At 66.4% G+C, this 22,266-nt stretch carries 17 protein-coding genes; 7 read left to right on the top strand and 10 right to left on the bottom strand.

Translation table 11 applies throughout. From position 1 onward, the window contains the following. Nucleotides 1-13 precede the first annotated feature (13 nt). Nucleotides 14-1,501, top strand: coding sequence for an efflux transporter outer membrane subunit (locus tag ACQKIE_RS03890; protein WP_427455963.1), 1,488 nt, complete (start codon nucleotides 14-16; stop codon nucleotides 1,499-1,501). On the opposite strand, the gene ACQKIE_RS03885 is transcribed toward ACQKIE_RS03890, so the two are convergent. The 5 genes from ACQKIE_RS03885 to ACQKIE_RS03865 all read right to left on the bottom strand — a co-directional run bounded on the left by ACQKIE_RS03885 (nucleotide 1,498) and on the right by ACQKIE_RS03865 (nucleotide 9,474). Further along, nucleotides 1,498-3,723 carry a TonB-dependent receptor gene (locus ACQKIE_RS03885; RefSeq protein ID WP_427455961.1) on the bottom strand — a complete coding sequence of 742 codons (2,226 nt, stop codon included), beginning with the start codon at nucleotides 3,721-3,723 and terminating at the stop codon, nucleotides 1,498-1,500. The genes ACQKIE_RS03890 and ACQKIE_RS03885 overlap by 4 nt on opposite strands. A gap of 99 nt (nucleotides 3,724-3,822) precedes the next feature. Then, complete coding sequence (locus tag ACQKIE_RS03880; RefSeq protein WP_427455959.1) at nucleotides 3,823-5,964, bottom strand: glycogen debranching N-terminal domain-containing protein; 2,142 nt, start codon at nucleotides 5,962-5,964, stop codon at nucleotides 3,823-3,825. A gap of 7 nt (nucleotides 5,965-5,971) precedes the next feature. Further along, nucleotides 5,972-7,030, bottom strand: coding sequence for a glycosyltransferase family 4 protein (locus ACQKIE_RS03875; protein ID WP_427455957.1), 1,059 nt, complete (start codon nucleotides 7,028-7,030; stop codon nucleotides 5,972-5,974). Then, the gene (locus ACQKIE_RS03870) at nucleotides 7,027-8,802 is read right to left on the bottom strand and encodes a thiamine pyrophosphate-requiring protein (protein ID WP_427455955.1); all 1,776 of its coding nucleotides are present in this window, start codon (nucleotides 8,800-8,802) and stop codon (nucleotides 7,027-7,029) included. Before ACQKIE_RS03870 ends, ACQKIE_RS03875 begins: the two co-directional genes overlap by 4 nt. Nucleotides 8,803-8,907: 105 nt before the next feature. Beyond that, nucleotides 8,908-9,474, bottom strand: coding sequence for a DUF924 family protein (locus ACQKIE_RS03865; protein ID WP_427455953.1), 567 nt, complete (start codon nucleotides 9,472-9,474; stop codon nucleotides 8,908-8,910). 113 nt (nucleotides 9,475-9,587) lie between these two features. Here ACQKIE_RS03865 and ACQKIE_RS03860 point away from each other — a divergent pair, with 113 nt between their 5' ends. Next, on the top strand, nucleotides 9,588-11,783 hold the full coding sequence (locus tag ACQKIE_RS03860) for a prolyl oligopeptidase family serine peptidase (protein ID WP_427455951.1): 2,196 nt from the start codon (nucleotides 9,588-9,590) through the stop codon (nucleotides 11,781-11,783). A gap of 15 nt (nucleotides 11,784-11,798) precedes the next feature. Here ACQKIE_RS03860 and ACQKIE_RS03855 read toward each other — a convergent pair whose 3' ends face one another. Continuing rightward, the gene (locus tag ACQKIE_RS03855; protein WP_427455948.1) at nucleotides 11,799-12,158 is read right to left on the bottom strand and encodes a carboxypeptidase-like regulatory domain-containing protein; all 360 of its coding nucleotides are present in this window, start codon (nucleotides 12,156-12,158) and stop codon (nucleotides 11,799-11,801) included. A 135-nt stretch (nucleotides 12,159-12,293) separates the two neighbouring features. Beyond that, nucleotides 12,294-13,853, bottom strand: coding sequence for a S41 family peptidase (locus tag ACQKIE_RS03850; protein ID WP_427455946.1), 1,560 nt, complete (start codon nucleotides 13,851-13,853; stop codon nucleotides 12,294-12,296). Between the two features lie 52 nt (nucleotides 13,854-13,905). Here ACQKIE_RS03850 and ACQKIE_RS03845 point away from each other — a divergent pair, with 52 nt between their 5' ends. Together ACQKIE_RS03845 and ACQKIE_RS03840 are read left to right on the top strand one after the other, a co-directional pair. After that, a complete protein-coding gene (locus ACQKIE_RS03845) occupies nucleotides 13,906-14,457 on the top strand; it encodes a helix-turn-helix domain-containing protein (protein WP_427455944.1) in 552 nt (183 codons plus the stop codon). Between the two features lie 151 nt (nucleotides 14,458-14,608). After that, a complete protein-coding gene (locus ACQKIE_RS03840) occupies nucleotides 14,609-15,535 on the top strand; it encodes an NAD(P)/FAD-dependent oxidoreductase (protein ID WP_427455942.1) in 927 nt (308 codons plus the stop codon). A gap of 3 nt (nucleotides 15,536-15,538) precedes the next feature. On the opposite strand, the gene ACQKIE_RS03835 is transcribed toward ACQKIE_RS03840, so the two are convergent. Both ACQKIE_RS03835 and ACQKIE_RS03830 read right to left on the bottom strand, forming a co-directional pair. Further along, entirely contained in the window at nucleotides 15,539-16,540 is a 1,002-nt protein-coding gene (locus ACQKIE_RS03835) for a VOC family protein (protein WP_427455940.1), read from the bottom strand. A 105-nt stretch (nucleotides 16,541-16,645) separates the two neighbouring features. Beyond that, nucleotides 16,646-17,581 (bottom strand): GlxA family transcriptional regulator, encoded by a 936-nt coding sequence (locus ACQKIE_RS03830; protein ID WP_427455938.1) that lies wholly within the window; start codon nucleotides 17,579-17,581, stop codon nucleotides 16,646-16,648. Between the two features lie 189 nt (nucleotides 17,582-17,770). Between ACQKIE_RS03830 and ACQKIE_RS03825 the strand changes: the two genes are divergently transcribed. The 3 genes from ACQKIE_RS03825 to ACQKIE_RS03815 all read left to right on the top strand — a co-directional run bounded on the left by ACQKIE_RS03825 (nucleotide 17,771) and on the right by ACQKIE_RS03815 (nucleotide 21,785). After that, nucleotides 17,771-18,124 carry a DUF4242 domain-containing protein gene (locus tag ACQKIE_RS03825; RefSeq protein WP_427455936.1) on the top strand — a complete coding sequence of 118 codons (354 nt, stop codon included), beginning with the start codon at nucleotides 17,771-17,773 and terminating at the stop codon, nucleotides 18,122-18,124. 89 nt (nucleotides 18,125-18,213) lie between these two features. Then, a complete protein-coding gene (locus tag ACQKIE_RS03820) occupies nucleotides 18,214-20,808 on the top strand; it encodes an ATP-binding protein (protein WP_427455934.1) in 2,595 nt (864 codons plus the stop codon). Further along, on the top strand, nucleotides 20,805-21,785 hold the full coding sequence (locus ACQKIE_RS03815; RefSeq protein ID WP_427455932.1) for an NADP-dependent oxidoreductase: 981 nt from the start codon (nucleotides 20,805-20,807) through the stop codon (nucleotides 21,783-21,785). The genes ACQKIE_RS03820 and ACQKIE_RS03815 overlap by 4 nt, the downstream gene beginning before the upstream one ends. Here ACQKIE_RS03815 and ACQKIE_RS03810 read toward each other — a convergent pair. Then, nucleotides 21,764-22,258, bottom strand: coding sequence for a MarR family winged helix-turn-helix transcriptional regulator (locus tag ACQKIE_RS03810; protein WP_427455930.1), 495 nt, complete (start codon nucleotides 22,256-22,258; stop codon nucleotides 21,764-21,766). The genes ACQKIE_RS03815 and ACQKIE_RS03810 overlap by 22 nt on opposite strands. Between the last annotated feature and the right edge of the window lie 8 nt (nucleotides 22,259-22,266).

Raw genomic sequence — 22,266 nt, 5'->3', positions numbered from 1 at the left:
CCTGGTGCGCCCCATGCGAATGTCCTTTTCTCCCTTCATGCTGGTCCTTGCCGTCTGTGGTGCGCTGGCCGGTTGCGTCGCGGTGGGGCCCGACTTCAAGGCGCCGCGGACGGCGGCTCCCGGCGACTGGACGTCGGCTCGCAGCGGGGACGCGTCGCTGCACGACGCGTCGCTTGCAGCCGGCCAAGCTGCGCCGTCCTCTGCGTGGTGGAAAGCATTTGGCGATCCCGTCCTCGACTGGCTGCAAGAACAGGCGGCGAAGGCGAACCCCGATCTTGCGACAGCTGCCTTGCGCTTCGCCGAAAGTCGCGCGCAACGACACACGACGGCCGCGCAGCGGGGACCCGAGGTGGGCTTCGCCGCAAGCGCCCAGAGGCAGCGGCCCAGCGAGTACGGCAGCACCAGCCGCACGATCGACGTCCTCGCGCCGGCGGAACGCCGCGATGAACTGGTCAAGCTCCTGAGCCAGCCCTTCGACGTCTATGAAGGCGGCTTCGACGCCTCGTGGGAGCCGGATTTCTGGGGAAGGGTGCGTCGCGCCGTGGAAGCTGCCGACGCTCGTGTCGATGCCGCCGGCGCGATGGTGGATGGCGTGAGCCTGGACGTGACGGCGGACGTGGCTCGCCGCTACTTCGAACTACGCGGGCTGCAACGGCAGGTCGTTTTGACACGGGCGGACATCGACGCGGCGACGGAGCACTTCCGACTGATGAAGGCACGCGCCGATGGCGGCATGGCCAGCGACCTCGATGCCACCCGGCAGCAGGCCCTGCTGGCCGACCTCGAATCACAGCTGCCCGCGTTGCTCGACAGCGAGGCGGCGACGACCGACCAGCTGTCCCTGTTGCTTGGGCTGTCGCCTGGCAGCCTCGACGCGCAACTGGCCGTGCGGGACGGGGAAGTGCAGGCACGGCGCTTGCCTGACCTGGCGCTCGGCATCCCTTCGGACGTCGCGCGGCGACGGCCGGATATCCGTGAGGCCGAAGCACGTCTGCATGCGGCCACGGCCGAGATCGGGGTGGCCGTCGCCGCCTTGTATCCGCGCATCACGCTCGGCGGCAGCTTCGCCTTCGAGTCGCTGCAGAGCGGTGACTTCGGCGACTGGGGTAGCCGACGCTGGTCCATCGGCCCGCGCCTTGACCTGCCGGTGTTCGACATGGGGCGCCGGCGCAGCGTCGTGACCCTGCGCAAGCTCGAGCAGCAAGAAGCCGCCGTGGCGTACCAGGCGACCGTTCTCCAGGCCTGGACCGACATCGACACCGCCTTGAACGCCTATGCCGCCGAGCGGCAGCGAAACGCGAAGCTGGCCCAGCGGGAACGCCTCTCCAAGGACGCTTACGCCCTCGCCGACGCGCGCTACAGCCACGGCGACCTGAGCTACATCGACGCCCTGGACGCCCAGCGCAGCCTGCTCGCGGCACAGCGCGACCGGGCAGCGAGCGACGCGCAGCTCGCGGTGCGGTACGTCGCCATCTGCAAGGCGATCGGCGGCGGCACTTAAAGGTCGAAGGACGCGGAGACGTAGAACGTCCGCGGCGTGCCCTGGGTCAGGTACCCGCCGTTGGCCGAGGCCCAGTAACCTTTGTTCGCCACGTTCTGCACCGTGAGCCGGAACGTGACGGGCACGCCTTCGAGATGGGCGGTGGTGCGCGCGCCGATATCGTATGTGGTCCAGCCCGGTACCTTGAGGTCGTTCGCGGCATCCAGGTACTGGTGGCCGGTACGCACCGCACGCGCGCTGAGCGTGATGTCGGGCGAATTGGGAACGTCCCACTCCACGCCGGCATTCGCCTGGAAGCGCGGTACGCCGATCGCATCATGGCCGTCGTTCGCGCCGCCCTGCGTCTTCACGAGCTCGGGCCGGAGGTAATTGGCGCCGCCGAGCAGGCGCAGGCCCGGCAGGGGCTGCCCGAAGAAGCTCCACTCGACGCCGCGGTTGCGCTGTTCGCCATCCACGACATACGTGTTGGACGCATCGACGTACGCGCTGGGCTGCTTGATCTGGTACAGCGCGAGGCTGCTGCCGACGTTGCCGGCGTCCCACTTCACGCCCACTTCGTTCTGCTTCGACTTGTAGGGAGCAAACACCTGGCCGGCATTGGTGACGGGAAGGTTGTTGAAGGTGGCCGGTGCCTGGTCACCCTGGGTCAAGGCTTCGATGTGGTTGGCATAGACCGCCCACTGCTCGGCGAAGCGGTAGTTCAGGCCGACCACCGGACTCGTGGCGTATCGCTCGTATTCCGATGTCTTCGCGCCGTCCACGCCGTCCGTCGCATAGGCGTAGCCGAGCGCGTGCAGTTTCTGGCGGCGTGCGCCCAAGGTCACTTCGAGACTGCCGTCCATCAGGCCCAGCGTGTCCGACACGGCGACGCTGCGCAGCTGGGTCCGCCCGGTGACGCCCGGATCGCTGATGGGGCCTACGTCGTACGCGAAGGCGGGCACGGGGACGTGGCTCGGCGCATAGATGTTCGTCGGGATCGGGTCCAGCGAGCCCGCATACGCGGCCTTCTTGCGGAAGCTGAGCGCCGAGAAGCCGACGTTCACCCGATGGGTGACCGACCCCGTATCGAAGAAGGCGTTGAAGCCCGCTTCGCCCGTGGCGGTGTCGGCGATATACGGGACGGTGAAGCGCGTTTCCGTCGCATTGCCGGAGCGGTCGAGCAGGCTCGGGCTGACATAGTCGCCGAACTCGTTGCCGTGGTGCGCGCCCGCAGCCACGTAGCCGGTGAGCCAGGAGGCGACATCGTATTCCGCGCGGACGACGCCGAAGGTGTCTTCCAGTGACGAATTGGACCAGGGTTGGGCGTAGTTGGTCTTCGCGGAAGGCGCGCGCGGGACCGACGTGATCCCGGTGGTGTAGACGACGGCGCGCCCGCCCGTGATCACCTGCTTCTGATAGCCGACGTCGGTGGTCACGCGTAGCTTGTCGCCACGGTAATCGAACGCGACGGAGGCGGCGGTCACCCGGCGCTGTTCGCCGTCGATCGCTGTGTTGCCGTCGCGATGGACGGCGTTCACGCGCACACCGAAGGCGTCGTTCGCCCCGAAGCGCCGACCCATGTCGACGCTGCCGCCGACCTGGCTGTCGCTGCCCCAGTCGAGGCCGACGCGGGTGATCGGCGTGGCTTCGGCGCGCTTCGGTGCGATGTTGATATTACCGCCGATGCCGGAACCGGCCGGGCTGATGCCGTTGAGAAAGGCACTCGCACCCTTGAATACCTCGACCCGGCTGATCAGTTCGGGCGCGAGCAACTGTCGGGGGAGCAGCCCGTAGAGGCCGTCGAACGCGATGTCGTCGCTGAAGACCTGGAAGCCGCGAATCGTGAAGGTCTGGGAAAAGTTGCCGAAACCGAAGCCGGTGCGCACGGCGGGATCGTTGGAAACGACATCGCCGAGGCTGCGCGCCTGCTGGTTGCGGATCAGCGTGTCGGTGTAACTGGTGATCGCGAAGGGGACGTTCATCGCGTCCTGGTTACCCAACACACCGAAGCGACCCCCGCGTGCCACCTGGCCGCCGGCGTATTCGGCTGTAGGAGCGGCGACGTTGGCCTCGACCTGGACACCCGACAAGGTGGTGCTGTTGTCCCGCGCCTTCTGCGGATCCACGGCGGCCGCCGCGCCGTCGGCGGCACTCGCCGCCGAGGCGAGGAACAAGGCGGTGGCGGCGAAGGCGGCCTGGACGGACGAAGCGAGGGCGTGACGACGCGGCGGAACGAGCGGCATGGGTGGCTTCCGTGGGCCCTGGGCCCTGATGCGAATGGTAATGAGAACTGATCTCATTATGCCGCATCACCTACGTGCTGCATAGCAGCGCCGGAAGGGCTACACCCGGACGTCCACCGTGATCCCCTCGGCGCCGGGCTGCCGTTCGACGAGCGTTAGGACATGTCGATCCACCCGGTGGAACTCGAGATCGACCGTACGATCCCCGAGCGGAAGCTTCCTTATGCGCAAACGGTCGATGCCCATCGGCAGGCTCGGCCGGTCGATGAGCAGGCGCCCACGCCGCCCGTCGATATTCAGGCCCAGGCACGCCTGCAGCAGCATGAACACGCTGCCCGCCGCCCAGGCCTGGGGCAGGCAGGCGACGGGATAGGCGATCGGCGCTTCGCCCACGGCGCGTTCGAACCCGCAGAACAACTCGGGCAAACGCATCCCGAAGTGCACGGAGGCCTCGAACATGTTGCCGAGGATGCGCACGGCATGCTCGCGGTCGCCATAGCGGGACATGCCCGCCGCGCACAAGGCGACGTCGTGCGGCCAGACGGACCCGTTGTGGTACGACATCGGGTTGAACCGCGCCGCTTCCACCGCGAGCGTGCGTATGCCCCATCCGCTGCTCAGCGCGCCCGAGGTGAGTTGCCGGGTGACCGCGGCGGCGCGATGCCTGCGAACCGCGCCGCTGTACAGCAGGTGGCCCGGGTTCGAGCTGCGCACGCGGCAAGGCCGCTGCTGTCCGTCGAGCGCCAGGGCGTAGTACTTCATGTCCTCGATCCAGAACAGCTTCTCGATGGCGTCGCGCAACGTCTTCGCCCGGCGCCGCCACTGCTCGGCCTTTTCGCTGTCGCCGCGCCAGTCCGCCAACTCCGCCATGTCGCGGTAGGCGCGATACGCGTATCCCTGCACCTCGACCAGCGCAATCGGGCCTTCCGCCGAACTGCCATCTTCGTGGAAGACGGAATCGTGGCTGTCCTTCCAGCCCTGGTTCGCCAGTCCGCTGGCCTCTCCTCGTTCGTACGCGAGGAGTCCATGGGGATGCACGGCGGCGCTGTTCTCGATCCACGCAGCGGCCGACTCCAGGGCCGACCAGCGCTCGTCGATGAACTCCCTGTCGCCGGTACGCCTGGCGTAGGCGCCCGCGAGCATCACGAAGAGAGGTGTCGTGTCCACGCCGCCGTAGTACCGGCTGAACGGTATCTCGTCGACGGACGCCATTTCGCCCTTGCGCGTCTCATGCATGATCTTGCCGGGCTGGGAGTCGCGAAAGGTGGACGTCTCGCGCGCCTGGTGTTCGGCAAGGAACGACAGTACGCCGCGCGACAGGCCCGGATCGAGCCATAGCGTCTGCAGTGAGGTGACGATGGCGTCCCTGCCGAAGGGGGCGGAAAACCAAGGGATACCCGCATACGGATAGGGCCCCGTCGGAAGGTCGGTGGTCAGCAGGGCGAGGTCGGCGTGCGATTTGTCCAGCCATGACTGGAACAACCGCCCCGATGCCGCGGTCCATGCGCCGCGCTGTCGTCGCAGGCGAAGATGCCGCCATGCCCGGGCCGCCGTCTGTCGATATCGGGCTCGCGAGGGTTCGGCGGGCTCGGCGCCCACTTCGAGGTAAAGCACCCAGCCGTCGCGTGCGGCCAGCGTGACGTCGAAACCCGCGTGCCCGGCGGCGAGTTCGTCCGGCACCTGCGAGAAGACGATGGCGACGTGGCGGAGCACGCCATCGAGGCCTTGGTAGGCGAAATCGACGCCGCACTCCAAAAGCACGGGATCGTGGAACTCGCCGCGCCGCGCGCGCCTTTCCCCGCGCACTTCGAACATGTCGCGAAAGTCGGCCGCGAAGCGAAGCTGCATCGGAACGCTCGTCGGCACGTCGCTGTAGTTGACGATGCGAATGAACTCGTAGATGCGCCCTTCCCATAGGAAGCGCTTGCGCTCCACATGGACCACGCCTTGCGGCGTCGGTGAGCCAAGTGTCGGCAACGGCTGGTTGGTCAGGTGTGCCGTGAAGTAGAGATTGTCCTGACTGACCGCACTCGAAAGCAGGGACGGTCGTGCGCCGCCCAACGTGAGGACGAACGACGAGAGCACGCGCGTGTCGTTACGGAACAAGCCGTCGCCGGCACCGGTGACATTGCCGTGTGCATCGGCGACGAGGAAGGTGTCGCCTTCCTTCAGGGCGAACTGCGAAACGCTCGCCTGCGCCTCGGCCATGGGTTCCACGATGTTCGGCAAGTCGTCGGGCATGTCGACCTCAGGCGTTGTTGAGGTGGGCGTGGGCGCGTGGCCGCGCCAGGGCGCCGTAGAGTTCGATATACGCCTGGGCCATGGTCCGTGCCGTGAAGCGCTCCTCGAATACCCGGCGAATGGTGCGGCGGTCCAGCGCCGCGGCACGCGATACAGCGCTCACCGCAGTGGGAAGGTCGTGGACGATGAATCCGGTGAGGCCATCGTCCAGCACCTCCGGCACCGCGCCGTGCGGCCAGGCCACCACGGGCAGTCCACACGCCATCGCCTCGATCATGACCAGGCCGAAGGGTTCCGGCCAGTCGATAGGGAAGAGGAGGGCGTGGGCATGTCCCAGGAAGTCCATCTTGTCGGCCTCACCGATTTCCCCCAGGAACTCGACGTCGTGCTCGTCGAGCAGGGGCTGGATCGTTCCGTCGAAGTAGTCCCTGTCGCCTTCGTCGACCTTCGCCGCGATCTTCAACGGCATGCCGACGGCATGCGCGATGGCGATGGCGCGGTCGGGCCTTTTTTCGCGGGATATGCGTCCGAGGAACGCGAGGTAATCGGACCTTGGCCGATCGGGTCGTTGGTACGAGGTCGGGTCCAGGCCGTGCTGCACGTTGCCCAGCCAATGGGCGGAAGGCATGGGCGCGCGCTGCGAGTAGGAGATCGACACGAGTGGAAAGCGATGCCAACGCCGGTAGGTTTCCGGAGCGTCCTTCATGTCGAGCCTGCCGTGCAGCGTGGTCACCGTTCGCTCCGCCACGGATTCGAAGAACGGAAAGTGCAGCATCTCCGTATGGAAATGAATGACGTCGAATTCGTCGGCTCGCTCCCGGACGTCGTGCAGCATGTTCAGGTGCGCGGCGAGATCGGACTTCCGTGCCGCCGGATCGAGGCGCAACGCCTGGTCGCGGACCGGGACGAGGTCTGCGCCCGTGCCTGCATCCGCCGCGGCGAACAAGGTGACCTCGTGCCCTTCGGCGACGAGCGCCTCGGTCAGGTGCGACACGACGCGCTCTGTCCCTCCATACAACTTCGGTGGGACAGCCTCGTAAAGCGGGGCGACCTGGGCGATTTTCATTTGAGGCCGGCCCAGACCTCCCTTAGCGCCTGCCGGATCACGCCCGGTGCATCGGGATCGCCTTTCGCCAGTGACGTCATGAAGGCTTTTGCCTGGGCGAACGTGATATGCGGCGGCAGCGGCGGTACGTCCGGATCTGTGACGAACTCGATGACCACCGGGCAGGGTGCGCTGAACGCCTCGCGCCATGCGTCGAGGATGTCTTCGGGGCGCTCCACGCGGATGCCCTTGAAGCCGAGCATCTCCGCGTACCGCGCATACGGAAAGTCCTCGACATCCTGCGCCGCGGCGAACTTGGGATCGCCTGCGAGCGCGCGCTGCTCCCATGTCACCTCGTTGAGGTCGCCATTGACCAGGACCATCACGACGAAGTTGGGGTTGGACCAGCGCTTCCAGTACTGCTTGACCGTGACGAGTTCCGCATTGCCGTTCATCTGCATCGCGCCGTCGCCGACGATCGCGAGCACGGGACGGTCGGGGTGGGCCATCTTGGCGGCAATCGCATACGGCACGCCGCTGCCCATCGTCGCGAGCTTGCCCGACAACGACGCCATCATGCCTTCGCGCACCTTCATGTCGCGCGCGTACCAGTTCGTATGCGAGCCGCTGTCCCCGGTGATGATGGCCCGGTCGGGCAAGGCGGAAGACAGTTCCCAGAACACGCGCTGCGGGTTGATCGGCGATGCCGGCTGCATCGCCTTGAGTTCCAGCGCGCGCCACCACTTGCGGACATTCACCTCGATCCGCTCGCGCCACTCCGTGTCGGTTTGCTGCTTCAGCAGCGGCAGCAATTTGCGCAGTACCGCCGCGCTGTCCCCGATAAGGTTGACCTCCGTCGGGTAGCGCAGGGACACGTTCCGGGGCGAGATGTCGATCTGCACGGCGCGCGCCTTCCCGTCTTCAGGCAGGAACTCCGAATAAGGAAAGGTGGTACCGATCATCAGGAGGGTGTCGCAGTTCTCCATCATTTCCCAACTGGGCTTCGTGCCGAGCAGGCCGATGGATCCCGTCACGAAGGGCAGGTCGTCGGGCAGCGCGGCCTTTCCGAGCAACGCCTTCGCCACGCCGGCCTGCAGTTTCTCGGCGACGAGCGTGACCTCGGTCCCCGCACCGAGCGCACCGGCGCCGATGAGAATGGCTGGGCGCGAACCCGCATTGAGCACATCGGCCGCACGCTGCAGTTCATCGTCGGAGGGGAACGGACGGGGCTCGGCCTCGCCGGCGCCGGAATAGACACTGCCGTGCGACCGCGGCGGGCTCGGCACGGCAGGCATCTGCTGGATGTCGTTAGGAACGATGATGCAGGTGATGGCGCGCTCGGCCTTGGCGATGCGGAAGGCGCGATCGACGACGTGCCGCATCTGCGCGGGGCTGACGACGGTCTCCACGTAGTTGCAGACGTCCTTGAAGAGCGCCTGCAGGTCCACTTCCTGCTGGTAGTCGCTGCCAAGGGAGGAACGGGCCTGTTGGCCGACGATCGCCACGACAGGCACGTGATCCATCTTCGCGTCGTAGAGGCCGTTCAGCAGGTGGATCGCCCCCGGGCCGGAGGTTGCGAGGCAAACGCCGACTTCGCCCGTGAACTTGGCGTGGCCACCGGCCATGAAGGCAGCCATTTCCTCATGGCGCACCCGGATGTAATCGAAGCGGTCGGCCGCGCGGCCCATCGCTCCCATGATGCCGTTGATGCCATCGCCCGGGTAACCGTAGATCCGCCGGACTTGCCATTCACTAAGGCGGTCAAGGAGGAAATCGCCCACTGTCTTGCTCATCGCCGGCTCCGTCTCAGGTCGGGCCGGCTATGCTGACTCGCCTCGGATAGTCCGGGCGTGAACGCCGTGGCTGCGCAAGTTCATGCGGATGAGGAGGGCGATGAACTATCCTGCGAAACCGCCTTCTGCCAAGTACGTCCGCTCGTCCGGCGTCGTCTCGCGGCCCAGCTCTCCGTTGCGGTGCGGGAAGCGCCCGAAGCGCTCGATGATCTCCCGATGGACGCGCGCATAGGGCATGAACGCCCCGCCCAGTGCCTCGAAAAGCCGAACGGAGAGGTCCTGGTCGGCAAGATCCTCGGCGTGCTCGAAGGGCAGGTAACAGAAGGCCCGCATGTCCTCATCGATCGCCTGGTCGAAACCGCGTGCGAGCATGTGTCGCGCGACGAACACGGCCAGCGGGTCGGTGGCATACATGTGACCGGTGCCGCGGAACGCGTTGCGTGGGAACTGGTCGAGAAGGATCAGCAACGCGAGGCAGCCCTCGGCAGTCTCAAGCCATGCGTCCAGTTCCCTTCGCGCTGCGGCCATGTGCGCCGCCAGGAAGTGCTCGCGGAAGATGCGGTCGAATGTCGGGTCGCTGGCGAACCAACGGTCGTAGCCCGCATCGCGCCAGAAGCGCAGCACGCGCTCGGGGGATTCAGGGAGGGTGTGAGCGGGCGCTGTGTTTGTCATGGCCGTATTATGCCGCGATACGACGCCTATCGTGACGACCGGCCCTCGGCGTGCGCTCGGCAATGGTGGTACCGTCCCCCGGCGCAACCTCACACGACTCAAGGGATCCCGTCATGTGTCGCACCTCGCTTTGCACCGCCGCCATCGCTCTCTTCGCGGCCGCCGCCACGTCGTCTTCTTTCGCGGCCGCGCAATCGGCGCCGCCGCCGCCGCGAAAGGCCGATGTCGTCGAGCACCTATTCGGCACGACGCTGCACGACCCGTACCGCTGGATGGAGGGCGAGCAAAACGCGGAGTTCCAGCACTGGCTGGGGGCCGAAGGGGAGTACACACGAGCGAAGCTCGACGCACTGCCTTCCTTGGCGAACTGGCAGAAGACGCTCGGCGCCACCAGCCTCACCGCCGTCATCCACCGCATGCAGCGCATGGCTGGCGGACGCATGTTCTTCATACGCCAGGCCGAGCAGGGCACGGGTACGCTGATGGTCCGCGAGGCCGACGGCGCGGAACGCGTGCTCTTCGATCCCGCGACGGTAAAGGGAGAAGGAAAGACCCCCTCCATTACCACCTATGCGCCATCGCCCGACGGCAGCAAGGTCGCGGTCGACATCGACCGCGGCGGTAGCGAAGTGACACGGGTGGAAGTGCTGGACGCGACCACGGGCAAGCCGACGGGCGACACCGTCGAGCCCGTGTGGGGCGAGTTCGAAGTGCACTGGTTAGCGGACGGCGCGGGATTCACATACACGCAGATGGCCCCCGTCGGCGAGCGCACGGACGGCGACCCGCTGCAGGACACGCGTCTGCGCTTCCATCGTCTGGGCACGCCCGCTTCGGCGGACGTGCTGCTCCTTCGTGCCGGAACGGGGAAGGGTGCAAGTACGTCGTTCCCGATTCCAAGCAATCGCTTTCCCATCGTCGAATTCCCTGCACGATCGCGCTGGGTGCTCGGTTCCGCGACCGGTGCACAGAACGAGAGTAAATTCTGTGTGACGCTGCGCGCGGACGTGTTGAAGCCGTCCGCGAGGTGGCGTTGCATCGCGACGCCTGAAGACAAGGTCGTTGCAGCGGCGATCCATGGCGACACCCTCTACATGATCTCGAGCCGCGAACGGTCCAACGGCCAGTTGCTCTCCCTCGATCTTGGCAAGGCCGACGCCACGCTCCGGGACGCGAAGCCGGTCCTGCGCCTGAGGGACGACGAGATCATCGTTGGCCTGACCCTCAACGATGCCCAGACGTTGGCGGCCGCGCGCGATGCGTTGTACCTGAAGGTTTCCACGAACGGCATCGACAGCGTGCGCCGAATCGACTACCGCACCGGCAAGGCGGAATCCGTGCCGATGCCACTCGCAGGCACGGCCTCTCTGCTCCGGACCAACGACGACGAAGACGGTTTCCTGCTGGAACTGCGCGGCTGGACCACGCCACCGAAATCGTGGCGCTACGATCCCGTCGCCCGTTCGATGAAGAGCCTCGGGCAGGACGAAGCCAGCCCGGCCGACTACGGCATGGTGGAGGTGACGGAAACCGACATGGTGAGCAAGGATGGCACGCGTATCCCGCTGACGATCCTCCATCGCAAGGACGCGAAGCTCGACGGTAGCCACCGCGCGCTCGTCTTCGGGTATGGGAGTTATGGCCTGACGCTGCAGCCATCGTTCAAGCCGGTCCGGCTGGAATGGGTGAAGCAAGGCAACATCTTTGCCTATGCCCATGTGCGCGGCGGCGGCGAGAAGGGCGACGCATGGCACCTCGCGGGGAAGGGAGCCAACAAGCACAAGGGTGTCGAGGATTTCGTCGCGGCGGTGGCCCGGCTGAGCGAACTCGGCTACAGCCGGCCGGCACGCACCGCGCTGGTGTCCGGTAGCGCGGGCGGCTTGCTCGTCGGTGGCGCGGTGACGGCTTTTCCGGACCGGTTCGGCGCCGCGATCATCCTGGTGCCCGTCCTCAACCCCGTGCGTTTGATGTTCGCTCCCAACGGGGCCAACCAGATCGGCGAAATGGGCGATCCACGCAAGGCCTCGGACTTCCCGGCCATCCTCGCCATGGACCCGTACCAGCAGATCAAGCCGCATACGGCTTATCCGGCGATGATGTTCGTGGTCGGCCTCAACGACAGCCGCGTGGCGCCGTGGCAGACGGGCAAGTTCGTGGCGAAGATACGGGAAGCGAACACCAGCGCGCATCCCGTCTGGATCAGGACGGACGCCAATGGCGGCCACGGCATCCAGACATCGCTGGGTGCCGAAGCCGCGCAGTGGGCGGACGTCTATGCGTTCCTGTATGCGGAGCTGTCGGCGCCGTGACGCGGCAGGGAGGCGTCAGCCTCCCTTCGCCTCGCATTGGTCGTTCTCGCAGGCGAAATCGATCTGCGCGCCGCGACCGACGGTGATCCCGATGTTCTTGCGCGTATCGACGGTCTTCTCTTCCTTGTCGAGCGTCACCGTGTAAGTACCGACCGGGACGTTGGAGAGGCGGTAGCGACCGCTATCGTTGATCGTGCCTCGGCGCTGGACGCCGGTGATGCTCTTGGCGGTCACCGTCGCTCCCGCCGGGCCATGGCCGAAGATGCTGCCGGTGGTGGCCTGGCCCTGTGCCGGCGCGAAGGCAACGGCACCGACGCCCATGGCGATGAGCACGGCGATATGACGAAATGTCCTGCGATACCCGATGACCTTCATGCGTCCCCCTGATAGTTGCGCCGGACCATTCCGGTGCGGCCGCAAGTTGTATTTCCTGGCGACGCCCCTGGCAAGAGCGCGATGGGGAAACGACCTATTGCCCGCCAGGCATCAATGCGCGGGGCACTCGCGGGGTCAGAGCGGCGCATCCTGACCTGTCGCCTGGATCGGACACGATACCTGCCCCGGCCTGCTCCACGTCGGTTCGCCACCTGTTGACCACGCCTGCTTAAGGAGACGTTTCGCCACACGCCAGGCCGCATCCTTGGGTTGACCGAATTCCCAAGCGTTGGGTGGTACGAAGCAATCCGGGGGTACTCCGCGGTCATGGGGTAGTCCACGCCAGGCGAACCGGAACTTCAGGAGCGGAATGCGCAGGGTCATTCCGCTGTTCGGTAAGGTCAGGTTCCAACGGTAGCCACTTGTATTGCCTTCGTGCGTTCCACCTACTTCCTCGCCCACGAATATCGCGCGGCGTGCGTGGTACAGCATGGAGGCGAGTTCGGCGCCGCCGGAGAACGTATCGCCACCGGCGAGCACGACGAGGTGCCCGTCGTAGACGGGTGCCGATCGGCTCCAGCGCGTCATCAGGCCCCCGGGGGGGAGGTTCAGGCGGGTTAGCCGGCCGTTGGGCAGACGACGCTGCGACTTCATTTCGTCGTCGTCGAACACCTCCGTCTCATATCGAACACCATGAGCGTCCGTCACCGCGATACGCTGGCTTCTCGCCTCGACGGCTTCGTATTTGCGCAGGGGTTCGTGGACGAGGTACGAAAACAGGATGCTCTCGTTCGGCTCGGAACCGCCTCCGTTTTGCCTGAGGTCGAGGATGAGGTTCTTCGCGCGTCGGCTATGCAACTCGTCGAAGGTGCCCTGCAACGTAGCCTGGTAGTCGGCACCGGCTTCACGGTATCTCTTGTTGCTGAAGGTGGGGACGTTCAGGTAAGCCGTGTCAGCGTCCAGCCATTCGAGGCTGGCCACTTGCGGGGTCGTGACGGCAGGGCCTTTTCCACGCATCGAAGGAAGCACGCCACGAACGATGCGCGTATTGATCTTCCCGTCGCTCGTTGCCAGTTTCAGTTCGAATGATTCACGCGACCCGGTCATCCGGTAGAGCAGTTCGCCATAGCCATTTCCGGACGCTTCGCGCAGCACACCCGTGCGAATCTTCCCGTCGCGCGTTGCTGCGGACATGAGGTCGTTTTCCAAAGTCGCCGCACTCCGTCCGTCAATGGAAAGGATCCTGCTGCCGCGCGGAACGTCGGCTGCCTGACCATAACCATCGACAACGTATGCGGCGTCTTGCGTCCAGAGCACGGACAGTGGCAGGAGCCGCCCCGTGGTTCGTTCCTTCTGCTTCATGGCGTCGCTGGGTGCAAGGCTGAGGTGTCCCTCTCCGATCTGGGCCAGCAACGGCATCAAGGCGCGCCAAAGGCCTTCGCTATCGACGGTCCGTCGCACGCGTTCGCGCGCGTTGGCTTTGGCTCGTCGCCACTCCGCCGGGGACTGGTGCCAGTAGATATCGGGTAACCCTGCCTCGAGGGCGGCGACGGCAAGGTCCAGGTCTTCTTCCGCCTCGGCCGGAGTCATCGCGGTGGTGTTACGTGCTTCAACGGCCAAGCCGGGCTGGAAGGGGAAGAGCGAAAGCGAAAGTGCGGCTGCGGCAAGCAGACGCCGGGGAAGGTGTGGCGACATGCTTTCCGATCCCGTATAAGCAATATATTGCATGTAGTAGAGAGGCAATATTTTGCCTAGTCAAGCCATACCTTCGTTCCTGACCCACGTCGCCGCCAATGTCCGGCAGGCCCGGACCCGCTCGGGCATGAGCCAGCGCGCATTGTCGGAAGCTTCGGGTATCAGCCTTCGGATGATCGGTGCCATAGAAAACGGTAGCAGCAGCCTGAGCACGGCGACGCTCGATCGCATCGCCGTCGCCCTTGACACGACGCTGTCGGACCTGGTTGCCGACCCGTCTCGTCAGAAGAGCGCCGTGCGGGATCAGCTGGGTTGGGAAGGCCCGGGGGGAGGGCGAGCGATGCTGCGTTGGAGCGTGGATGCCAGGCGTGAAGCGGAGACCTGGGAATGGCATTTGGCGCCGGGTGAGAGTTATGAGGCGGGGCCCGATCCCGAGGGGTGGCACGTGATGCTCTTTGTCCTGAAGGGAAAGTTGACGCTGGATATCCAGGGTGCATCGATCGAGCTCGAGAACACCGCGCATCTGTTCGAAAGCTGTCATCCCCATCGTTTCGTCAACAAGGGAAGGACCGCAGTGCATTTCTTCCGGTGCACGGTCTGGTAGCTGGAATCATGGCTACGGCATTCACGGCATGGATGCCGCCACTCGACATGTGTCACGGTATGTATCGGCGTCCTTGCCTGGAGCAGTCGATGCACTTGAAGTCCGTACGCCTCGATGCTGCCGCCGCCTCTCGCGTGGGGCTATTCGCGTGGTGACGGACGCCTCACCCTACGATTGCCTCGTCATCGGCGCCGGCCCGGCAGGGCTGACCGCCGTCACCTATCTCGCCCGATACCGGCGCCGTGTCCTCGTCGTCGACGCAGGTGAGTCACGCGCGCGTTGGATACCGGCGAGCCACAATTGCCCGGGTTTCCCGTTCGGGGTCGCTGGCAACGAATTGCTGGCACGCTACAGGGCACAAGCCGAGACGCACGGCGTGCCGTTCGTCCGCAGCCGCATCGAGTCGCTGGCCCGGGACGGTGACGGCTTCGAAGCGAACGCCGCGGGAAAGAGCTGGCGTGCACGGACCGTCGTGTTGGCCACCGGTATCGTCGACCGGCTGCCGGACGTGGAAGGTGTCGACCAGGCCATCGCCGCGGGAAGCCTGCGCCTGTGCGCCGTGTGCGACGCGTACGAGGCGCGCAACGAAGCGATCGGCGTCTACGCATCGTCTATCGACGAAGGCCTGGGCCACGCGATGTTCCTGCGTACGTTTTCGTCGAACGTGTCCGTGCTCGTGCCTCCGGGCCAAACGCCCAACCAGCAGCACCACACCCGGGCGCAGGGCGCCGGCGTCGCGCTTCATTCCGGCGTCACCGATCTGCGCTTCGGCACCGACGGTTGCGCCGCCGTCCTGGCCGACGGAGCGACGCTGCGGCTGGACACGATCTATCCGGTACTCGGCTTCGACTCGGGCGTGGGCCTCGCCACCGCGCTGGGTGCTGCGACGGACGATGCGGGCAAGCTGGAAGTGGACGACTGCATGCAGACCAGCGTGCCGAACCTCTTCGCTGCCGGCGACATCGTCTCCGGACTCAACCAGATCGCGGTCGCCGTCGGGCACGCCGCGATCGTTGCGACGGCGATCCATCGGCGGCTACCGCCGAACCCGTGGGGCGACGACCGATCGCCGGACTGAACGTCACCGGCCTGCGGCGGCCGAACAGGGCGAGTTGCCCTGCTGCATCGCATGGAACTCGATGGAGAGCCCCAAATCGTCCTGCGTCGGCGCAAGAAAGGATTCACCCGACACGCTTCGATACGTCGCGAGCTTGCGCTCGTAGCCGCGTTCGACCCAACGCTGTGCCCGCCCGAGATCGGCGACGCCGAAGCTCACGCCGAGAATGCGCGGCCCGCCGTTCTGCATGACTTGCCCCGCGAGACCCTTGCCGTCCGGCTGGAGGGCCATTAGCGCCGTCGGGCCTATGGGTACGCAGAATCCACTCGCGCCCACGGCAGGAAGGTTCACGGGAACCGCGTGACCGAAGCCCATCTTTTCCAGCTCCCGCCGATCGGCTTCCGCGTTGCCGGAAACCAGCCATATCGACGTGAGCTGACGCGCCCCATTGGGGTGTTCTCGCGTGACGCGATAATCGTCGGCGTTATGCGGATCGAACTGGTCCGGAGCATAGTCGGCGGCGTAGTCGATGAAGAACGTGTTGCTCGACAGCGGTGGGTGATCGAGGTCGAAGGCGAACAAGTGCCACCCGGGCTTGGCGCTGTCGGGGCCAGAGAACATGGGCGTTACCGTGTAATGCAGTGCCTGCAATGCACGACGAAGGTTGTCCAGGGCCGAGGTACGAAAGCCGAAGCTGCGTGCGCCCGGCTCGCCCTTCAGCGCCTCCTGGTCTTCCTTCATGCCCGGATCGAACGTCGGATTCGGACGTGTGATGCCCAGCAGCTCGATGAAGCTGGTGTCCGCGAAGCGGATGTAGCGATTCGCCACGCCGCTTGGATCGCGGCCTGGGCGTACCTGGAATCCAAGCTTGACCGCCATGACCGACGTAATCTGGTCGATGCCGCGCCCCCAGAGAAGGACGTGGTCGAGTCGTGTCGTCGGAGGCGCGGCAGGCGTCGCCGCCGTCGAGGCCTGCGTGGCACCCAGCGAAAAAAGGCATGCCGAAACGAACGGGATCAGGCGCATGGGGATACTCGCATGGTGGTGGAGGTATGCACGTCGATGCGTTGTTTTATGGCGTGAGGCCCCGCGCCCGCAATGACGAGTTACGCGCAAAAACTGCCAGCGGAATCAGACGCTCGCGCTGCGACGTAGCGACTGGGGCGACGTGCCGAAAGCGCGGACGAAGGCGCGGCGCATGCGACCCGGATCGCCGAAGCCCGTCGAAACGGCGATATGGTCCAGGTTGAGGTGACTGGTTTCGACGGCCACGCGCGCCGCTTCCAGGCGCAGCCCTTCCACGACCTTCGCCGGCGTCGTCCCGATCTCGGCGGCGAACGCGCGTGCGAAATGCCGCGGGCTCATCGCCGCACGCTCGGCCAGTCGTTCCACCGTCATCGGTTCGGCCAGACGGGCTCGCATCCAGCCGATCAGGTCGCCGAACCGGCCGGTCTTGCCGCCTTGTTCCACCAGCACGGAGTACTGGGACTGCCCGACGTGCCTTCGCTGGTGGACGACGAGCTGCTGGGCCGTTCGACGCGCGATGCCGGGGCCGAGGTCGTCCTCGACGAGCGCAAGGGCGAGGTCGATGCCTGCCGAAATCCCGGCCGACGTCCACAGCTTTCCGTCCCTGACGAACATCCGATCCGCGTCGAGCCGCACCTTTGGATAAAGCTGCCGGAAGCGCTCGGCGGCGGCCCAATGCGTGGTGGCCAGGCGATCGTCGAGCAACCCGGCCTGTGCGAGGAAAAACGCGCCCGAGCACACGCCCGCGGCTCGTCGCCACGCGTCGCCGCCGAGCATCGAGGCGATGTCGACCTGTCCCGCCTCGACCTGCGCCAAGGTGCCGCCGGAAACGATCACGGTGTCGAAACGGCCGCTGTCGATCGGCGCGGCCGTCAAGCAGACGCCCGACGAACTCCGCACCACGCCGCCCCCTGGGGCGACTACGGTAATCGCATAGCTGTCCGGCCGAAATCGTTCGGCCATCTCGAACACGGCGATCGGGCCGGCGGCGTCGAGCAGCTGGAACCCTGGGAAAACGACGATGGCGATGTCACGCCGCATGATGGCCGTCCCACGATCGGATCGAGTTGCGGGAAAGGTGGCGCACGGGTCGAGGGGCGTCAAGCACTCGCAAAACCGGGGGGCGCGGGGGACCAATCTGGGGGAAAGCCCCGATGTCCGGTGAAGCGTCCCTCCGTAGTCTGGTGTTGCAGCTCGAACCCGGGCTGTCGCCTATCACGGAGAACGCTCATGCCTCGCTATATCGTTGAACGCACCTTTCCCGGCGGCCTGGATCTTCCCACCAACGAAGCCGGCGACCGCCTCTGCCGCCAGATCGTCGACACGAATGCGGAAGAAGGCGTCACCTGGGTCCAGTCGTTCGTGAGCCTCGACCGCATCCACACCTTTTGCGTCTACGACGCGCCCACGCCGGAAGCGATCCGGGAAGTGGCGCGGCGCAACAAGCTTCCCGTCGACGGCATCACCGAGGTGTCGGTCCTCGACCCGTACTTCTACCTGGGTATCGGGCATGCCGGGGCGGAGGCCAAGAAGCCTTCCCGCCTGCGTGCTCCCTGGCTTCCTTTCAGCTACCTCGTGGCCTGAGGCATGAAGCTGCAAGGGCAGCACGCCGCTTCACTCGCTTGGAACCTGCCCGGTGCGACCATGCGGGCAGGTTCCGGGGAGCCTGCAACGTGGAACTCATCGAACGCGATTACGCCCTGCAACGCCTGCACGACGCGGTCGAGCGGGCAGGGCAGGGCTCGGGCCTGACGGTCCTGGTCAGCGGCGAGGCCGGGATAGGGAAGACCGCGCTCGTTCGACGGCTCGTACGCGACCGCACCGGCGATGGGCATCGCGTGCTCACCGGAAGCTGCGAGGCCCTGTTTTCACCAAGGCCCCTCGGGCCGATTTACGACATGGCCGGCGGATTCGACACGGACGTGCAGGGGATGCTGGGGCTCGACGGACACCGGGCGCGCCTTTTCGCGTCCATCCTGACCGACCTGCAGCAATCGACCCGCACGACGCTGCTGGTGCTCGAGGACCTGCACTGGGCCGATACCGCCACGCTGGACCTCGTGAAGTACCTGGCCCGGCGCATCCAGACACTGCGGGTGCTGCTTCTGCTTACCTACCGTGACGATGAGATAGGCGACAAGCATCCGCTGCGCCTCGTGTTCGGCGACCTGCCGGCGGATGCGGCCGTTCGCCTCCCGCTGCTGCCTCTATCGGCGGACGGGGTGGCCAGCATGGCGGAGCGGTGCGGATGCGCGGCGGACGGCATCTTCGATGCGACGGGCGGCAATCCCTTCTTCGTCACGGAAGCCCTTCGCGCGGACGGCGTGCCGGCGTCGGTACGCGATGCCGTGCTTGCGCGAGCCGCCAGACAGGCGCCCTCGGTGCGGGCCCTGCTCGACCTGCTCGCCATCGTGCCGTCCCGGGTGGAGGTCGCGACGGTCGATGCCGTCCTTTCTCCGCTGGACGAAGACATCTCCGCCGCGCTCGCCTCGGGCCTCATCAGCGTGACCGATGGCTGGTATGCGTATCGCCACGAACTGGCACGGATGGCGATGGAGGAAGCACTGTCGCCGCCCTCGGCGGCGACATGGCATGCGCACATGCTTGCTTGCCTCGAAGCGAGCGATAGCCCGGTCGCGAAGGCGCGCCTGGTGCACCACGCGGCCGGCGCGGGCGATGCCGCGGCCGTCCTGACGTACGCGCCCGTCGCCGCCGCGGAAGCGATATCCCACGGTTCCCACTGCGAAGCGGCGAAGTTGTACGGCGTGGCGTTGGCCTACGCGTCGGGATTGCCGCCGCGCGAGCAGGCGGAACTCCTGGGACGGCGATCGTACCAGTGCTACCTCACCGACCAGGCGGACGAAGCCATGGCCGCGAGCCTGCGCGCCCTGGCGATCTGGCGCGACCTTGGCGAGCGTACGCAAGAGGGCCGTACCTTGCGCTGGCTGTCGCGCCTGCAATGGTTCGCCGGCTGTAATGCGGCCGCCGAAACGTATGCGGACGAGGCGGTGGCGCTACTGGAAACGCTGGCCGAGGACAGCGAGTTCGCCTGGGCGCTCAGCAACCGGTCGCAGTTGCATATGCTCGCCGGACGAACCGGCGAGGCGGTGGCCTGGGGTACGCGCGCGATCGAACTCGCCAGGCACATCGGCGACACCGAAGTCCTGTGTCATGCCATGAACAACGTAGGCACCGCGATGCACGCCAGTGGCGACCCGGAAGGCAGGGGCCTGCTCGAGCAGAGCCTGGCCACCGCCCTCGAGCATGGCTATGGCGAGCACGTTGCCCGTGCCTACGCCAACCTCACGAGCACCGAAGTCACCACGCGCGATTACGAGGTGGCGGCACGGACCATCCGCGAAGCCGGCGCATACTTCGCCGAGCGCGACCTCGACTCGTGGGCGAACTACGTGCTCGCGTGGAAGGCGCGACTCGATTTCGAGCAGGGACGCTGGGACGATGCCGCGCGGCTCGCCGGACAGCTGATCGTGCGCGACGCGGTGGCGCCGGTGACGCGCATTCCCGCCATGGCGGTACTGGCGCGCATCCGCCTGCGACGCGGCGACCCCGGCGCGAACGAGCTGATCGCGGAGGCCAGCGACCTCGCCAGCCACACGGGTGAACTGCAGCGCCTTGCACCCATTGCGGCGGCGCGCGCCGAAGCGGCGTGGCTACGCGGCGGGTCGTGCCTGGACGATCCATGGGTTCGGCAGACGTACGACATGGCCGAGGGGCTGGGCGACCGGCGAGAACTCGACGAACTGGGCTTCTGGTGCTGGAAGCTGGGCGAAGGGAAGGGGAAATACCAAGACGCCGACGATCCCTACACCCTCCAATGCGAGGGTGAGTGGCGTCAGGCCGCAGCCGAGTGGGAACGCCTCGCTTGCCCGTTCATGCGCGCGATGGCGCTGTGGGACGGCGACGAGGAAAGCAAGCGCGAGGCGGTGGCGATATTCGAGGCCCTGGGTGCCTGCGCGACCGCAAAGCTGTGTCGCGGACAGTTGCGCCAGGCTGGCGTGCGCGGCGTGACCCGCGGTCCACGGCAAACGACGGCGGCGAATCCCGCCGGACTCACCAACCGCGAATGCCACGTCATGAGCTTGCTTGCGAAGGGCTTGTCGAACGCGGAGATCGCACAACGCATCGTTCGCTCGGAGAAAACCGTGGAACACCACATTTCCGCCATCCTGCGCAAACTGGACGTCTGTTCCCGGGGTGAAGCGGTGGCCGCTGCCGGACGCCTCGGATGGAAGGAGAGCAACCCATGAAAGCAGCGTGGATCAGCGACCCCGTCGGCGGCGACCTGTCGATCACGGTGGGCGACGCGATCCCTCCGGCGCTTCGCGACGGCGGCATCCTCGTCGACGTGGATGCCGTGGGCCTGACATTCGCCGAACCCACCTGGGCGACGAATGGCACCTTGCCGCTGCCTGACGGATCGTCACGCCCCATGCCGGTCATCATCGGGCACGAGTTCGCCGGAAGGGTGGCCACGGGCGGGGCGGCCGCATCGGGCTTTGCCGAGGGCGACCGCATCGTCGGCCTCATCGATTTCTGGCGGAACGGTGCCGCGGCGGAACAGGCGTTCGCGTTGCCCGGCGAGGTTACGCGCCTTCCCGACAACGTAAGCGCCGTCGATGCGTGCACCCTTCCGATCGGCGCACTCACCGCATGGCAAGCCGTGTTCGACTTCGCAAAATTGGTGAAAGATGAAACGGTCCTCATCCATGGCGGCGCCGGCGCGGTCGGGACCTTCGCGATCCAGATCGCGAAGGGGGCGGGTGCTCGCGTCGTGACTACCGCGCGTGGCGAGGAGGCGACCGCGCTATGCCGGAAACTAGGCGCCGAGCGCGCGATCGACACCGAATCCGAACGCTTCGAGGATGTCGCGGGTCCGGTGGATGTCGTATTCGACACGGTCGGTGGCGACTTGCTCGAGCGCAGCTGGGCGTTCATGCGACCCGGCGGCCGGCTTGTGACCATTTCCGGCGAGGCAGGAGACGCACCATCGCCCGAGCGCGCGGCCGAACGTGGCATCGAAGCCCATTGGTTCATCGTCCGGCCGGATCCGGAACAACTGGGCCACATCGTGGCGATGGTGGCGGACGGCAGGATCGCGGTGCAGATCGATCGGAGCTATCGGTTGTCCGAGGCGAGGAAGGCATTCGTCGAGGCCAGCCAGCGGGCGAGGCGCGGCAAGACGGTGCTCGTCGTGCGGAAGGGTCAGGCGTCCCGGGACGACTGACTCGCGCCAGGACGTTCGGCGGCGGGATCGATCTCACCCGCCAGTCGCGTCAACAGCCGCGTCAACTCCTCGACATCCTTCGTTTCCCAGGTCCCGAGCACGTCCTGCGCCAGTTGTTCGCGTGCCTTGTCCAGCGCGGCATTCATCCGTTGCCCCTCGGCGGTCGCGGTCAATTCGGAGACGCGTCGGTCGTACTCCGCTGGCTTGCGTTGCACGAGCCCCAGCGTGCCCAACTTCGCCACTTGGCGGCTGACCGTCGTGTGGTCGCGACCGACGCGATCGGCGAGGTCGCCGACGGCGATCGGGCCCAGGCGACCGATGACGACGAGGAGGGGGAAGAGGGCACGATCCAGGGAGATCCCGGCGGCGGCGATCAACTCGTCGTCCCGCTGCGGCCGGTTGAAGGCGCTGATGATCCTGATCAAAGCGACGTGGAGCTGCCGCAACACCTGGCGATTATGTGTATGTTGCATCTAATTGG

Origin of the sequence: Luteibacter sp. NPDC031894 (genome assembly GCF_050273135.1) — a bacterium.
Lineage (GTDB): Bacteria > Pseudomonadota > Gammaproteobacteria > Xanthomonadales > Rhodanobacteraceae > Luteibacter.
The sequence above is the reverse complement of the archived record's forward strand: the minus strand, read 5'-3'. Positions and strand labels throughout refer to the sequence as shown.

Excerpts from the sequence above, each read along its gene's own strand:
- ACQKIE_RS03875 (WP_427455957.1), bottom strand. The coding sequence starts at position 7,030 with ATGAAAATCGCCCAGGTCGCCCCGCTTTACGAGGCTGTCCCACCGAAG.
- ACQKIE_RS03835 (WP_427455940.1), bottom strand. The coding sequence starts at position 16,540 with ATGCGCCTGATCCCGTTCGTTTCGGCATGCCTTTTTTCGCTGGGTGCC.
- ACQKIE_RS03870 (WP_427455955.1), bottom strand. The coding sequence starts at position 8,802 with ATGAGCAAGACAGTGGGCGATTTCCTCCTTGACCGCCTTAGTGAATGG.
- ACQKIE_RS03815 (WP_427455932.1), top strand. The coding sequence starts at position 20,805 with ATGAAAGCAGCGTGGATCAGCGACCCCGTCGGCGGCGACCTGTCGATC.
- ACQKIE_RS03825 (WP_427455936.1), top strand. The coding sequence starts at position 17,771 with ATGCCTCGCTATATCGTTGAACGCACCTTTCCCGGCGGCCTGGATCTT.
- ACQKIE_RS03830 (WP_427455938.1), bottom strand. The coding sequence starts at position 17,581 with ATGCGGCGTGACATCGCCATCGTCGTTTTCCCAGGGTTCCAGCTGCTC.
- ACQKIE_RS03880 (WP_427455959.1), bottom strand. The coding sequence starts at position 5,964 with ATGCCCGACGACTTGCCGAACATCGTGGAACCCATGGCCGAGGCGCAG.
- ACQKIE_RS03810 (WP_427455930.1), bottom strand. The coding sequence starts at position 22,258 with ATGCAACATACACATAATCGCCAGGTGTTGCGGCAGCTCCACGTCGCT.
- ACQKIE_RS03865 (WP_427455953.1), bottom strand. The coding sequence starts at position 9,474 with ATGACAAACACAGCGCCCGCTCACACCCTCCCTGAATCCCCCGAGCGC.
- ACQKIE_RS03855 (WP_427455948.1), bottom strand. The coding sequence starts at position 12,158 with ATGAAGGTCATCGGGTATCGCAGGACATTTCGTCATATCGCCGTGCTC.
- ACQKIE_RS03850 (WP_427455946.1), bottom strand. The coding sequence starts at position 13,853 with ATGTCGCCACACCTTCCCCGGCGTCTGCTTGCCGCAGCCGCACTTTCG.
- ACQKIE_RS03885 (WP_427455961.1), bottom strand. The coding sequence starts at position 3,723 with ATGCCGCTCGTTCCGCCGCGTCGTCACGCCCTCGCTTCGTCCGTCCAG.
- ACQKIE_RS03890 (WP_427455963.1), top strand. The coding sequence starts at position 14 with ATGCGAATGTCCTTTTCTCCCTTCATGCTGGTCCTTGCCGTCTGTGGT.
- ACQKIE_RS03860 (WP_427455951.1), top strand. The coding sequence starts at position 9,588 with ATGTGTCGCACCTCGCTTTGCACCGCCGCCATCGCTCTCTTCGCGGCC.